The sequence below is a fragment of the Cryobacterium sp. LW097 genome (genome assembly GCF_002205495.2).
GTDB lineage: Bacteria > Actinomycetota > Actinomycetes > Actinomycetales > Microbacteriaceae > Cryobacterium > Cryobacterium zongtaii.
In genome coordinates this window covers 58,321-73,349 of record NZ_CP021994.1, presented here as the reverse complement: position 1 = coordinate 73,349, position 15,029 = coordinate 58,321, and the positions used below count along the sequence as shown (strand labels likewise).

The window sequence follows — 15,029 nt, the reverse complement described above, 5'->3', positions numbered from 1 at the left end:
TCTCGTCGATTGTCACCACCAAAGCGGAAGAGCAAGGCCGGAGCATGGGACAAGTCCACGATTATCTACAACCAACGCCTCACGCTCCGCGGAATACCGGAAGAGGCGCATGAATACATGCTCGGCTCACGTTCTGCGATCGATGTTAACGCCGACCGAAAACAGGACCAACAACGCCGATTGAAAACAGGACCACCGACCAGTATGGAAGGTGATCAATATGGACGATTGGGCGAAGATACGCCAACTGTTTTCGACGGGTGAGTACTCGAAGCGGGAGATCGGCCGGCTCGTCGGCGTCTCGCGGGGAACGGTGGAGCGGGCGCTGGAATCAGACCGGCTGCCGAAGTATCAGCGGCCCGCGGTCGGGTCGAGTTTCGATGCGTTCGCCCCGCAGGTTCGGGCGTTGTTGGCCGTGACGCCGACGATGCCGGCCTCGACGTTGGCCGAGCGCGTCGGCTGGCCTGGGTCCGCGTCAGTGTTCCGCGAGAAGGTCGCCAGCGTCCGGCCGGAGTACGTGGCGCCGGATCCCGCGGACCGCCTCGTTCACGAGCCGGGCCGGCAGGTCCAGTGCGACTTGTGGTTCCCGCACGAGCCGTTGCCGCTGGGACACGGGCAAGAGGGCATGCCGCCGGTGCTGGTGATGACGTCGACGTTCTCCGGGTTCTTCCAGGCGCTGATGTTGCCGTCGCGGACGACACCCGATCTGCTCGGCGGGATGTGGTCCCTGCTGCAAGCCGCCCACGCGGTGCCGAAACGGCTGCTCTGGGACAACGAGACCGGTATCGGCCGCGGCAAACTCACCGAGCCCACGGCCGCGTTCGCCGGGACGCTGGGCACGGAGATCAAGCTCCTCAAGGCGCGAGACCCGGAGTCCAAGGGCATGGTCGAGCGCCGCAACCGGTTCTTCCGCTCGTCGTTCATGCCGGGCCGCGACTTCGCCTCACCGCAGGACTTCAACGAGCAGATGGCGGCCTGGCTGCCGATCGCCAACGCGCGGCACTCCCGCTCCCGGCGGGCTAGGCCGATCGACCTGATCGCCCAGGACCGGGCCGCGATGCGCCCACTCTCATCCGTGGTCCCGGACGTGTTGTTTCGCAACACGGTTCGGCTGCCCCGGGACTACTACGTTCGGGTGCACTCGAACGACTACTCCGTCGCGCCGGCGCTGATCGGCCGGCTCGTGGACGTGACGGCTGACCTCGAGCGCATCCACGTCTCCCATAACGGCGTCACCGTCACCTCCCACGACCGTGCGTGGGCCAGGCAGCTGACCGTCACCGACCCCGACCACGTCGCCCAGGCGGCCGTGTTGCGGCGCCAGTTCCAGACGCTGCGCCGCGATCAACGACCCCAGGCTCACGTCGCGTTCGTAGAGACGGCCAGCCTCTCGTCCTACGACGACGTGTTCGGCGTTGACACCGGTCGTGGCCTGACTGATCTGAGCCTGATCGCATGAGCACCGCAGCATCTCAGATCGAGTACTACGCCCGCGCGCTGCGCGCCCCGAGGATCGGCGACGCGTTCCGGCGCCTGGGCGATCAGGCCCGCGATGCCGGCTGGTCGCACGAGGAATACCTCGCCGCGGTCCTTTCCCGCGAGGTCTCCGAACGCGAGGCCTCCGGCGCAGCCCTGCGAATCAAGGCCGCCCGGTTCCCGGGGCACAAGACGTTGGAGGACTTCAACTTCGATCACCAGCCCTCCGCCGACCGGAACCTGATCGCGCACCTGGGCACGAGCACGTTCGTGACCGAGGCGAAGAACGTCGTCCTCCTCGGCCCGCCCGGCACCGGCAAGACCCACCTCGCCGTCGCACTGGGCGTTCAGACCGCCAAACACGGCCACCGCGTCCTGTTCGACACCGCAACCGGCTGGGTCGCCCGCCTTCAAGACGCCCACTCCCGCGGGAAACTCGCCGCGGAGCTGACCCGGCTGCGCCGCTACAGCGTCCTGATCTGCGACGAGGTCGGTTACATTCCATTCGACCAGGACGCCGCGAGCCTGTTCTTCCAGCTCGTCGCGAGCCGCTACGAACACGCGTCGCTGATCATGACCAGCAACCTGTCATTCGGGCACTGGGGCGGGGTCTTCGGCGACCCGACCGTCGCCTCCGCGATGATCGACCGCATCGTTCATCACGCCGACGTAATCAGCCTCAAGGGCACCAGCTACCGGCTCAAAAGCCACCAGACCGCGCCCGATACGGCATAGTAGAAACACACATAGTGGTCCTGTTTTCAAACGGCACTATTGGCCCTGTTTTGGGTCGGCGTTGACAATCGAGTGGGTTCTGGATGACTCCCTCCCCGAATCGCTCCAGTGGATCATGCGGGGCGTGCTCGCCCTTGTCTTCGTGGCAATGGGCGTCGGTCACTTTGTGCCGCTGATGCAGCACACGATGGTCGCCATGATCCCGCCGCGGTTACGCGGCCGCGGACTGCTGAGCGGTCGAAACCTTGTGATCTTCACCGGGCTCTGCGAGATCGCAGGAGGTATCGGCCTGCTCCTGTCGCAGACCCGGCTGGCTGCCGGTATCTGCCTGCTCGTGTTCCTCATCGTCGTGTTTCCCGCCAACGTCCACGCAGCGCGAAATCGGGAGCGTTTCGGTGCCGCGGCGTTCCCGCTCGTTCCGCGCCTGATCTTCCAGCTGGTGCTCATGGCACTCCTCGTCGGGCAGTCCTGCCCGCTTGACCACGTAGAGACGTCCGGAGCAGATGCTCCGGCGCCGTCAAAGCGGCGTTTGCTTCGACACCGTGGGTGCATTCGTACGGATGGAAACTGTCTATTTTTTCGAGCAAACTTAGACTGGGACCGGCCCTAGTTCAGTTGACTCAAAGGGTTAGTGGTCTCAGGCCGCCAAGATCCCGAGGCTGCGCGTCGGCTCGTTCTTCACCGCGCAGATCCGGGACACCTCCGACTTGGAGATCCCGGTGTCAGCGCCGAGCGCCTTGACCAGGTCGTCGACTTTCCGGGTCGAGACACCGTGGACGTAGGCCTCCATCACGACCGCGAACAACGCCTGGTCCACCCGCCGGCACCGCTCCAGCAGGGCCGGGAAGAACGAGCCGGCGCGCAGCTTCGGGATCTTCAGCGGCGGTGGTGCTGAGGGTGCGAGACCGCGTCCCGTTGCGGTGGGTGGTGCGGTCGCTGGAGCGCTCGAACGGGGCGGCGCCGATGAACGCGCTCGCTTCGGCATCGATGAGTTCTTGGTAGAGGGTTTCGGTTGCGACGCGGATTCGGTCGGTGACGTCGGTGAGTTTGAGTTCTCCCAGCAGGTCGAGCAGGGCAGACTGGTCTAGAGCCATCGTGTGGTGTCCTTTGTGAGTTCTTTGATCGGTACTCACTGACCATCCCACGGTGGCTCTTTACGTTGACGAAGCAACGCACAAGAGCCGGAAACCACACCGCTCACAGGGACGTAACCCCTAGCTCAACTCAAGTAGCCAGCAAAGCCAGCGTGATTGTGTCTGGTTGAACCAAGCCATTCCGTCACATTTTCGGTTTTCCGACGGTGCTGAGCCCGAATTGAATCGGGAGTGACTGCAGGAACTCGTCAAAGCGGCCAACTCGCCAAACGGATTGCATGTCGTTGCCGAGGACCCCGCCACAGCAGTGAGGACTGATATTCGCGGAGACTCGACAGGAGCCCTTTGACAGGTTGGCTCACCGCCACCGGCACGCTGTCCTCCTCACCGCTTGTACGTGAAGGAGGCTGAAGAGCGCCCAGGTTTCCCTCACGCCGGGAATAGTATCTGTCGAGTTTCAGAGAGGGGAGGGGGTGGCGCGTGCGTGCTGGACAGAATCGCGATCACAGGACGGTAGACCTCTGCTCGCGCCCCACACTCCACGTCCACATGGCAATCACACAGGTGGCCGTCCCGATGAAGACGAACAGGCCGGTGTCGCCCGCGAGGTACTCGTTGACGACGACGGGCTGGTCAGTAGTGATGAAGTAGGTCCCGATGACGGCGAAAGTCACGTTGTGGGCGAAGTGGGCGAGAACCGATGGCCACAGGCTGTTGGATCTGGCGCGCAGTTCACCGAACAGGAAGGCGAACGCGAGCACGCTTGCACCGAACAGTGGGAGCACCAGCGCTTGGTTGCCGGCCGAGTGGTAATAGGGCGTCAACAGAATATAGGGAAGGTGCCATGCGACCCAGACCAGGCCGACGATGAGCATCGATACTCGTCGGCCCATAAATGCGAGGCGTGGTTGAAGATAGCCACGCCAGCCGATCTCCTCGGCGAACGCCAGGATTGGACCGGTTATGCACAGCACGAGGACGGATTGAATCCAGTCGTCCGATGGCGCCCGCCAGTTCGCGATGCCCGAGGTCACCACAGCGACCATGGCCAACACGGAAATTCCTGCGGAGGCCCCGACGGCCCGTACCCAGCTCCGTAGCCCGAGGTGATTCATCCCCAGCCGCGCCCAGCCCGCCCGGCTGTATCCGTCACGGGTCGCGACGAGCATCATTACCAATACCGTGAGTAGTGGCGAGATCGCGAGCACGAGGCCCTCGGCGATGTTCGCGGTCACAAGCGACGCGCCGAGTACCAGCACGCTGAACGTCAGCGCAGCACGCTGGTCTGACAAATTTCTGAACATGCGGATCCTCGATCTTTTTGGGGGACGAGTGACAGCATGCGGTTCGGGATGATCCCACCGCGTCCGACGTCGGGCGGACTTCCCTTTCCCTGGCTCCGACTAGGGGACTACTCCGTCGCGTGTGCGCCATCCGCAGGCGACTCTTCTCGGAGGTGGCAGTGCGGATGCGTCTTGGACTTGGGGTAGTGGACACCAGCCGAACCTCGTCGTGATCAAGGATGTAGTCACCTCATCGGCAGTAACAGCATCTATGGGCGTTCCCAAACGCCAGGGCGACACTCGAATTTTAGCGCTCGACGAAGTCGTCAAAAGTCCGTGTGCTGAAGCGGTGCTGTGGTCGACTTATCGGTCAAAGCCGCGGCTTCAGTCCAACTTCTGATGGAGTCCAAATCTGCATTCAATGCAAAGATGTCGACTACTTGTTGACATAATCATTATTATCGGCGACATAAAACTGCTGATCAGAAGGAGTGCCCTGCAGAAACCGGCCGAGCGCAGCAATGTATTGCCGTACGCCCATTTTCGAAAGTGGCGATGCCGCCCGCGTGCTCAAAAAGTTTCTGGTGCTGGCCGAGCAACCAGTGGCCTGCGTCCGTCAAGGGAGGTTCGGTTGACGTCAACAGCCTGTGTCGCTTCGCTTGCAAACTTCAAGACCATGAAGGTTAGCCCTTCGGTTGCTCACAGGCCTTGCCATCATGTTGCGAGAATTTGCGCCTGTAGTTGTCCTTACCAGAGGAAACACAAAAGGTCATCGGAGGTGCGGGTGCCGGCCCCGTTTCTAGGTCGTTGGCAGCACGCTACCGACCAACGCCTGGCCTAAGGAGGCTCGTCATCGACGACGAGCCTCTAGCTCGAGAGGACGTCCAAAAGACCGACGAGGCCCGGCCGCCACGCACCCGACACCCAGAATGGAGTTGTGCCCAGAAGGTTGCGTGAGACTCCAGTGATATCGGCCGCCGCGACCTCCTCTGCTTGGCCGATCACGACCGCCTCGTGGATCGAGTTGAACTCCACCACGGCGCGTCGGGCGACGTCAGTATTTAGGGCACGTTCACGACCTCTGGGAGCGTGGCGACTCGCGAGCAAGGTGCCCAAACGACCAGACGTCTCAATCGGATCGCACGTGCCAGACGCGATCGCGTGGACTATCTCGAAGACGGCGAGGTCGCCAATGGAGAGCTGAGACGGCGATCGACTGAAATCCCAATTGGCTCGGGCCGTTCCCCAGAACGCCTTCTCGTCATGCACGTCGGTGAGCCTCCGTGTGGGCGAATAGTATTCGTGCTCGCGGATCGGTGTCGGCCACTGATCGATTGCCGAATCGAGCCGCTCCGCGACCCACCGCCCCGCGGAGCTCAGACGCCGCAGGCTCTCAGAGTCAAAGGAGGGCTGGTTGGCGATGAGCTGCGCAGAATCTGGCCACAGTTCATGAACGTTATCGAAGTCATCATTGAAAATGATCCATCTAACTTCGGCAGCGAGGTGCGAGGGGCATGATTGCCACCCGTTGATCCTGAATTCTTTGGGTGAATTCACGATGTCAATCCACATCATGTAGGCGTGCACGTACTCGTACGGCGAAAGCGAAAGGACGGGGCCTCCCTCCGTGAGGGGCACCCCTCCCCCTTCCGCCGGAAAGGGGGTGATGAACGCTGACTGGCCATCGACATTCGGGTTGAATGCAAGTTCCACGGGAGCGCTCAAATGCTCAGTCCTTACCAAGTCGGGATTAATCGTGGTACACGTGAAGGCCGCTAGGTTTGCCTTTCGCGCCGAATACTGAGTACGGCCGACCTTTATATACCTTGACCGTTCGATAATTCCTTGCGCCGTTTCGAGAAAATGCTTGGGCTTGCCGTCCGGCTCTTGTGACTCTACCGCCTCCTGCCCATGCTCTTCCTGCTACTTTTGTCGCGTCGAGAGAGGCACGAATTCCAGGGCGAGCTGCGGTGCCAGGCATCCGACCGGCTGCAAATCTGTTCGCCGAACTCACCACACCCATAACCTCCCTCGATTTCGAGATGCGGGCGCCGATTGCCAAGCCCTTGTATGCCTTATATCCAAGATAAGCGGCACGGGCTAGCCTGATAGATCCGCCAATGGCAGTCCCTATGCCTGGCACAAACATGATCGCGATAGAGGCGACGTCGACTGCTACTCCGACCGCTATCCAATCGATTTAATTTCCGTCGAGGTCGAACGCATTCACGGGGTCGTTCGGATACCCGTAGTCGTTATCTACTCCTCCCTCGACCGGATCTACCTCCAAGAAACGGCCTAGCGCTGCAACGTACTGCCTAGCATTGCCCACGGATGCTGGCACGTGGGGGACAACTCAAGAGGGGGGCTGACGGAGTTCAGAATTGCTAGTCGCTCAGACGGTGGCAACAGTCATCTGGTGCTGTGCACACGGGCTTTTCCGGCGCGCCATTTCCCGCACATTGACGACGGGTACAAGGTGGAGCACCCGGAGGCTGACGCGTACGACTTCGCGCGGCAGTGGATCGGCGGATTCAAGGGTCAGTACGATGACAGCGACTACGAAGCGGACGTTGCTGCTGTGAACATCGCCTGGCTGCTAGCGAACGGAGGCCAGGCCACTGTCGCAGGCGCCTTCCGGTCGCCGATGGACCGGCCTGAGCCTGGCTTGAACAGCTTTATCGTTTGAATGACTTGGTGGGCCGGTTCCTACACAACTAAGCGCCTTCGAACTCCTGCCATGGCCTTGAACGGTCCAAAACGATTCCGCCGGCATTGGTGGGTATAAGAACGACTTCATACCCAACAGAGTCGAGTAGACGACACAGGTCGTCGAACTCAACGAACGCTCCCCCCTCGACTCTCAGCTTGACGTTTGTATCGAGTCCCTCGCTCAGAAATGGCCACGCTTCCTTTGACGAGGGCAGCTTCATGATCGCGCGAAACGCGTCCCCGAGGGACGCTGCGGAGTTTACCCGGCCGTACCGAAATACCTCATCGGCACCCATGCCAGCTCCTTGACGAACCTCGAACAACCTGTGCAGCACACGGTTTTCAATCGCAGGCGGCGCAAGTTGAACCTCGAACTCTCGAAGAAACCGGCCTATGTCCGTTGCGTTCCTCTGGATAACGACGACCTCGGTACAGAGGCCGTGGGGGAGCTTGGCGTACTCAGGGTAGAACGTTACTTCAATAGCCAGTGCTGGTTCGTTGGATGCCGGTGATATGTCCTTCAGGTGAAAGAACCTTACGTAACTCCCCTCAGCTGTGCCCCCGGTGCAATATCCGACCGCATCGCCGCCGAGTAGTCTGCCAACAACATCAACATGCCCTTCAGTATTCGGTCCCATTTCAGTTGATCCGATCTATTTAATCCATACGTGAAAGTTGTGGGATATGCCCTTGCGGCCAAAGTTTACCTTTGGGACACCAGCCTTGGACTTGCCGATACCTCGGTACCAATTGCCATTCCTTCCGAACGTCATGGCTTGACCACTACTGGCGCGGTCCTGCTTCACCACTTTTCCGACCCACCTTCGGGAGGCCAATGTTGCTGCTCTTAGCGAGGCGGTCGTTGACCCCTTCCCAATTGCTGGCTGTCGCACGTAGCGTGACGCTCCGCGAACAATTCTTACCGCTTTCACTACATCGACGGTGAACTTCGTGGCTCGCACAGCCAGCGACGCGACTTTCAGTGCTGCCGAGATGAGGGCTCCGCCGGGAACGAACATGAGCGCAATCATCGCGATGTCAGCGACGAGCCACCAGTCGACCTTGAACTTGCCGCTGAGGTCGAACTCGTTGACAGGGTCGCTGGGGTACCCGTAGTCGTTTTCGACGCCGCCCTCGACCGGGTCAACTTCCAGGAACCGGCCCAGCGCAGGAACATACTGTCTGGCCCCCATTTCGATGGTGGCGATGCCGCCAGCGTGTTCGAAGAGCTTCTGGTGCTGGCCGAGCCACCCGTAGTCTGCGTCCGTCGCCGTCTGCGTGTTCGGGCCCGAGTCGTCCGCCGTGATCGTGCCGATGTCCCCCGTCGCCCGGTCTATCGTCTGTCCGAACGGGTCGTACAAGGCAATCGATGCGGCGCGGAGGCCGTTGCCGTCGGCCGTGACGACCGTGTCGCCGTGCACGTTCGGGTACGACCAGGTCTCGGCTCCCGTGGCGGGGAGCGACACGGTCACACCGCCCGGAAGCGAGAGCGTCCGTTCCACGACCGTGCTCGCGCTGTCGAGCAGAAGGTCGGGGCTGTCGCCATCCCCGCTGAAGGAGTACCGCACCGTCGACGCGGGACCCCCGGGCGGCGTCTGGGTGCGGGCGACGATCCGATCAGTCGCGTCCCGCGTGTACTTCACCAATGTGTCGTCCGTGAGCTTCGTCGTCAGGTGGCGATCGGCGACGTCGTAGGCGAGCGATTCGATACCCAGCGTGGTTGTGTTGCCATGCGCGTCGTATGCAAGTTCCGTAGCCGGGAGTCCGTCGGCAACGGAATTCGCACCCGCCACGGGGTTCGTGACCTGGGAGGAAAGCAACCGGTCGGCCTGGTCGTAACAGGAGACCGTGGTCGTCGTCGCACCCGCGGTCTTCGCGTCCGTAAGGGACGTGCGATTGCCGTTCAACCCAGCGTTGGCTATCGAGCCCGTCGCGCAACCGGCGACCGCGCCGAACCCATAGCTTTGTGTGTGGCCGGGGATGACCGCACGGATCAGGCGCCCGGCCGCGTCGTAGGAGTACGTCGACACGTCGATCGTTGCACCGGAGGTCAGCGTGTTGCGCAGGATCCGGCCCGACTGGGATCGCACCACGTCATCCGCCACGGACGCACCCGACACGAATGACCAGTTCAGGCCCGTCGTCGCGCCGACCGCGTTGCGGGTGATCGCCGACAGTGACGACCCGTTACCCGCGGCCTCAGGGTAGGTCACGGACGCGAGATTGCCCTTGGTCACATCGTTCGCGGTGCTGTAAACAGGGTCGGCAATCACGACGCCGTTGTGGAGGACTTTCTCGACGTTCCCGTCCGCGTCGTACTCAAAGGACTGCGTGCTCGTGGTCGTGCCGGACGTGGTCGACGTCGATGTCACCCGCCCGGCCAGGTCGTGGACACCGGTCGTGACCGTGCCCCACACGTCGGTGTATCCGATTGCACGGCCGAGGAGGTCCGTTGTTGTGGTGATCCGGGACTCGTTTGTCGAACCTTCCACGGACCCGTCTTTCACCCACGTAACGAGTGGGTTCCCGCCGGACGCGAAGTCGGAGGTCACCGTGCGGGCCAAGGCCGTGTCATTTGCCGCGAGGATTCGTGTCACGGCGCGTCCGCGGACGTCGAAGGTGGTGCAGGACCATCCCGTATCACCGCTGGACTTGCTGCCGACTATGCGTCCAAGCAGGTCGTAGACGACGCTGCCAACGATCGCGGCACCCCCTGCCGGGGCGGCCCCGGTCGTTGACCGCAGGAAACCGGATTGTGTTGTCGAGGCGGGCACCCCGCAGACGCTGCCGCCGTAGACGTCTTGCAGGGTCTCCTTGGCCCCGTAGTAGGCAGATGTCGTGCCGGCCGTCGACGCGCTCGCCCCGGAGGCAACCCCCGCCGGGAGCATCCGGGAGGTGCGGCGCAGGTACCCGGACCCGGGTGCTTCGTAGGCGGTGACAGTGCGCAGGTTCAACCCGGATGGGTCGACGATGGACGTCGTTGCCGCGCCGAGCCAGGGGGTGGCATATTCGGTTGCGGTACTCATGCTTGGCACCTGCACGTCGGTCAAACCAGCAACACCGACAGGCGCGGAGTCATCGACAGTGGAGCCGGTAGCCAACCCGTAATCAGGCGTGAGTGCTGAGCCGGGGACGGGCTGCTTGGTGCCGCCGGGTGGTGTCCAGTTCAGCACGAGAGTTGAGGGGCCAGTTTGGTTCATATACTGCACGCGAATGCGAGACTGTTGTCCGGCGGTGACGGTAACAGGCCCGTTGGGTGACCAGCGGGCGGCTCCGCCGCCCCAGGCGTCGGCTACGAGGACATCGTCGATCCATACTTGGGCGCCGTCGTCAGCGTAGGTCGCCATTGAGTAGGTGCCTGCGGCGGGGAAGGTGATAAGGCCGGTGAGACGAGCCGACCAGTAGGTCGCGTTCACGCCCGCTGTCGGCGATGCTGCATTCCAGTCCCGGTTTACCCTTCCGTCGGCAACGCCGATGCCAAGCCCATAGGCGACGGGCACCCCGGCAAGACGCTCGTTATTGTAGTACACCGCGTTGAGGCCCTTCAGGCCTTGGTCGTAGCTGGTGCTCGAGTGAGCGGGCACGATCGGGCAGGACGACAGGGGCCTACGGTCGGCCCCGAAGCAGGCAATCGGGGCAGGACCATACGTGTCGGTGAGGCGGTCCTGCTGGTTGTAGATGCTCGTCGACTTCAGTCCTTGCGCGGTTGTCGAGGACAGGGCCATGTCCTTCTCGTTCCACTCGCCTGAGCCGGTCAGTCCGCTCGCGCTGGACGAGGTGAGCTGCCGGTAGGCGCTGTCGAAGGTGACAGTCTTCGCGTGCCCGTTCGCCGGCGCGGCTTTGGGCACGGTGAGGCCTGCTATGTCTACGAAGCTGGTGCCGGCGCCGTAGGTGAAGGTTTCCATCGGTCGCGCAGACACTGTCACCCCGTCCGGGGCGGGGGACGTCACGGAGGCGGCGCGACCCTTCGAGTCGTAGTCGATCGTCGTCGATACTGGCCCGGATCCGTTGCGGGTGGCATCGGCGGCGAGCCAATCGTTCGCGAGGGAGTCGCGGACCTGGCTGAGTTTGCCTTGTACGTACGCGAAGTCGGTGATCTCTGATCCGGGGTCCTGGATGCGCACCAGATAGCCGGAGGCGTCGTAGAAGAGCTCAGTTGTGTCTGTCGCACCCGCGACATGCCCAGGGTAGATGATTCGGCAAACCATTCCCGGTGGTGCAGCGGTATACCCGGCGGGGACCCGACAGGCGGCGCCGCCGGGTCCCGCGTCTGAAGCGGAGAGCCCGACGCTGGTGGCCGTCTGGTCCGGGTAGGCGAAGCGCACCTCACGTGCGTAGGTTTGCGGGCTGGTCGCCGGGCTCGTCGCTGACAAGGGGTCAGAGATCCGGTCGATCTGGCCAGTATTCGGTCGATACGTGCTAACCGGGGCTGCGGGCTTCAGCGCATCTGTCGGGTTCGACGTCGATTCAACCCGGCCAGCGGCATTGAACACATAACTACTACCGTCCTCTTCAGAGAGAGTGACCAGTCCCGCAGCGTCCAGGGACAGCACCCCGTACTCGCCGACCGGGGACGAGTATCCACCCGCGGACTTCTTCGTGTAGGTGTGCGTGGTGCCTGTCGAGTCTGTAAGCACGACCGATCCCTCGGTCACCTGCGCGCTCGAATAGTCGCCGGCGTCTCCGGCCAAAGCTGTGGACGATGACCAACCCTGCGGGAGAGTCTCGGTAGACCGAGTGAACCATGACGGCGGAACCACGAACTCCTCGCCGGTCGGGGTGCGCGCGAGGAGCTTCATATGGGCCCCGCTGGTGACCTCGTAATAGTCCACCGAAATGGGTGTCGGAGACACGCCCATTGCTGCCGCAGTACCCCATGCGGCCGTGTTGCTCGCTCCGGATGTCCACCGGTCGAGAGTCTTCGTGCCGTTGACCGTCACGCGGGCGCCGTCGTCGGCGATGGCTCCGAAGGTGTAATTGCCTGCCGTCGGGACCGTGATGAAACCAGTCCACTGGGCCATGAACTTGTCCACCGGCAGCGCTGGCCCGGGAGACTGAACTCCCCAATCGAAGGAGATGCTACTGTCGGTGCGCACTAAGACTGGTGTGCGACCGGTGAAGTCCCAGTTCTGCGCCTGCCCGCCCGTGGGGGTCGCGTCATAGTACTTTCCGGTCAGGCCCGTCGAGCGGGTTTTCAATGAGTTGTAGCTGAACGAGAGCCCCATCGGCCCGCCGATCGTGTCCACAGTGGGAGACGAGAACCGCACACCGACGTTGCCGTTGGCTAGGTTCACCGTCGTTGGACCTGCACTCTCCGTTGGGGCCGGACCGGAGTCACCGATTCTCTGGTTCACGATCAATTTGTTCACCCATGCGGCTGCCGGCTTGTCATAGCCGTCGTCAGTGAGGACCACCCAGGTGTATGCGCCGCCATCTTGCAGAACCCCGTCGGGGACCTGCCAGGTTGTGCCGGTCTGCCAGTTCGACGAAACGACCGCACCGGTCGTGCCATCTGTGCCTGTCGCGAGCCGGAATTGGTATTTCACTGGGTCAGCATCGATATCTGTCACACCTGATGCCGTCAAAGTCGGCGTCAGAGATGTAATGACCTGCCCGTTACTTGGCGTGGCTGTGCCTTGCGGCGGGGTTGCGGCCGGTGTGTTTGTCAGGATCGAGAATGGACCTGCGGACCGCACGGTGGACGTTCCCAGGTGGCCGTCGTAGCCGTCCCAAATTGAGACCTTCCAGTAATACCTCTTCCCAGGCAGCAGCGAGTTCACTGGAACGGTGTAGCTGGGCCCGACGCCCTGCGCTCCGCTGTCAAGAACCGTCGACACCTCCGGATTCGGATTCTCACTGAACTTGAACCGGTAATTCACGCCGCCGCCGCCCGGGTCCGAGCCGGTCATCGTCAGTGTTGGCGTGACACTGCTGCGCCCGCCATTCGTCGGTGTCGGCGCAAGAGTCCCGGTAACCTGCGGAAAATCCTTCCAATCGATCAAAAGCTCTGTAGCCAAAGTTTTATAGGAATAGGCGGGCACCTCGTCCCCGCGAAGGACGAGGTAGTTGCCGCTGGATTGATCGCGCACCCACTGCGCGACCCGGTTCGCCAGCCCCGACTCGGCAGCGTACCCGTCAAAGGCGATCCCCCAAGAACTGAGAGGCTCGCCTACTCCGTTGTAGTTGAACGCGGTCGCGTGATGCACGGAACCCCAGAAGCCTTCCTGTGTGCCTCCGCCGTCGTACCGTCCGTACAACGCCGCCCCGAGGACCTGCTTTCCGAACAGCTGCTCGTAGTTGTAGTGCAGCACCGTTCGCCAATATCGGTCGGTGTTGTTCTCCCTGGTGTTCCCGATCCGGATGACACCGTTCAGGTTTGACCCATCTGATTTGTACGCGTGCACATCGTTCTGCACAATATTTGTCGTCGGGTCGACGGAGACTGGATACTCCCGGTCCGGGTCGGCCAACCACTCTCGGTCTGGTTGCAATGTGAACGCCCAGTCCGAGCCCCGCTTCACCAGGGTCGAGTCCACGACCTTCTCGGCCGGCTCCCGCACGTTCTTCACCCCGGATGAGTCCCACATTAATGGGGTCGGTATCACCAGCTTCACAGCCCCGGCCGCATCCAGGAACAGGATCTCGCCCGCTTCCGTCTTCTCGAGCTCCAGCCCCGGCGCCGAAATTAGCCAGGTCCACGAGTCCTCCGATGCCACCGGCAGGTCCTGCAACACAAGGGTCTCCTTAACCCCATCCGCATTGACCTCATATGCCAGGTCCACTCCTTCGAACACGTTTGGATACAAAACTTCATTCAGCGGCAACCGTTTTTGCGAGGACGCCTGAAGTTCCAACGAGCTGTCCGCCGCGTCCTCCAAAGTGAATCCGACCTCGTATTTGCCGGAACTGACCGTGAGAGCATCCGTTTCACTCGCCGTGTCCGCGAACTGCGGATCCAGAGGGTGATTCTCCACCTCGGCGACGCCCTCGTTGACTGGACCGACAGTCGTCTCGACTGGGGTCCACTTCCCATCTTCGGCTTTCACGTTCAGTGGAACCGGCGACAGCCGAGTCGTCTTCGACCCGTCCTCGTTGAGATACACCTGCTGGAACTCGCCACGCGAGACGACCTCGGAGGTGTCCTCGTCAAATCGGGACACATCAACGGGCTCGTCAAGCTCGGCCACCGGAGCAGGTGCCACTTCCGCTTTCATCGGCTCCGTCACCGCCGCTTCAAATCCCGACTCCTTCGTCGGGTCCGTTGTCGCCACGTCCTCCAAGGCAGGCGAAACCAATGGGGCCAGCACGGCCGGATCCAGACTTTGCGCCTGAGAGGCCTCCGCCTCGGCCGGTTCAACGGGTTGAAGAAACCCGCCGACCAAAGCCAGAGCCAGGACAATCCCCAATTGCAAACGAAAAGCAGACTGCATCGGCTTCAGCACGAAGTCCCCCAAAACACGGCGGGGCGACTACACGACGACCTCCGCACAGGAAACTCACGCAAACCTGCTAGGTGAAAGTTATAGGACCCTTGAATGGGGGTCTGCCCCCAGTTCGGGGGGTCGCGGAGTATGGCACAGAAGACGTCGCAGCGTTGCCGTGCGTGGGCGAGGAAGCTTGGGCGTGGCGTTGACCCTAGCAATGATTTGCTCGGGATCTCCTCGGCGCCCGACCTTGGCGATTTTGCTCCCGGTGGAGGCCCAGTTCACGTTCGCCGGGTCGTCGTAAA

General features: G+C 62.3%; 9 protein-coding genes and 1 pseudogene. 5 read left to right on the top strand and 5 right to left on the bottom strand.

All coding sequences use genetic code 11. From position 1 onward, the window contains the following. The first annotated feature begins 9 nt into the window (after positions 1-9). From B7495_RS19200 to B7495_RS18200, 4 genes are all read left to right on the top strand, one after another. Entirely contained in the window at positions 10-264 is a 255-nt protein-coding gene (locus B7495_RS19200) for a type ISP restriction/modification enzyme (RefSeq protein WP_166788929.1), read from the top strand. Continuing rightward, positions 212-1,459 (top strand): IS21 family transposase, encoded by a 1,248-nt coding sequence (gene istA / locus B7495_RS18210; RefSeq protein ID WP_370028319.1) that lies wholly within the window; start codon positions 212-214, stop codon positions 1,457-1,459. The genes B7495_RS19200 and istA overlap by 53 nt, the downstream gene beginning before the upstream one ends. Then, positions 1,456-2,211, top strand: coding sequence for an IS21-like element helper ATPase IstB (gene istB / locus B7495_RS18205; RefSeq protein WP_088458228.1), 756 nt, complete (start codon positions 1,456-1,458; stop codon positions 2,209-2,211). The genes istA and istB overlap by 4 nt, the downstream gene beginning before the upstream one ends. 124 nt (positions 2,212-2,335) lie before the next feature. Beyond that, complete coding sequence (locus B7495_RS18200) at positions 2,336-2,821, top strand: hypothetical protein (RefSeq protein ID WP_240632536.1); 486 nt, start codon at positions 2,336-2,338, stop codon at positions 2,819-2,821. A 75-nt stretch (positions 2,822-2,896) separates the two neighbouring features. On the opposite strand, the pseudogene B7495_RS18195 reads toward B7495_RS18200, so the two are convergent. From B7495_RS18195 to B7495_RS18185, 3 genes and pseudogenes are all read right to left on the bottom strand, one after another. Beyond that, positions 2,897-3,305 (bottom strand): annotated as a pseudogene (locus tag B7495_RS18195) (transposase); the annotation flags it as partial. Between the two features lie 503 nt (positions 3,306-3,808). Then, positions 3,809-4,609: a CPBP family intramembrane glutamic endopeptidase gene (locus tag B7495_RS18190; RefSeq protein WP_088458227.1), complete on the bottom strand. Its 801-nt coding sequence runs from the start codon at positions 4,607-4,609 to the stop codon at positions 3,809-3,811. A gap of 846 nt (positions 4,610-5,455) precedes the next feature. Next, a complete protein-coding gene (locus B7495_RS18185) occupies positions 5,456-6,301 on the bottom strand; it encodes a hypothetical protein (RefSeq protein WP_134480678.1) in 846 nt (281 codons plus the stop codon). A gap of 706 nt (positions 6,302-7,007) precedes the next feature. On the opposite strand from B7495_RS18185, the gene B7495_RS18180 reads away from it, so the two are divergent. After that, the gene (locus B7495_RS18180; protein ID WP_134480677.1) at positions 7,008-7,277 is read left to right on the top strand and encodes a hypothetical protein; all 270 of its coding nucleotides are present in this window, start codon (positions 7,008-7,010) and stop codon (positions 7,275-7,277) included. A 28-nt stretch (positions 7,278-7,305) separates the two neighbouring features. Here the strand turns inward: B7495_RS18180 and B7495_RS18915 are convergent, their stop codons facing one another. Both B7495_RS18915 and B7495_RS18170 read right to left on the bottom strand, forming a co-directional pair. Then, positions 7,306-7,938: a hypothetical protein gene (locus B7495_RS18915; protein WP_134480676.1), complete on the bottom strand. Its 633-nt coding sequence runs from the start codon at positions 7,936-7,938 to the stop codon at positions 7,306-7,308. Between the two features lie 15 nt (positions 7,939-7,953). Continuing rightward, positions 7,954-14,742: a PA14 domain-containing protein gene (locus B7495_RS18170; RefSeq protein ID WP_151199612.1), complete on the bottom strand. Its 6,789-nt coding sequence runs from the start codon at positions 14,740-14,742 to the stop codon at positions 7,954-7,956. Between the last annotated feature and the right edge of the window lie 287 nt (positions 14,743-15,029).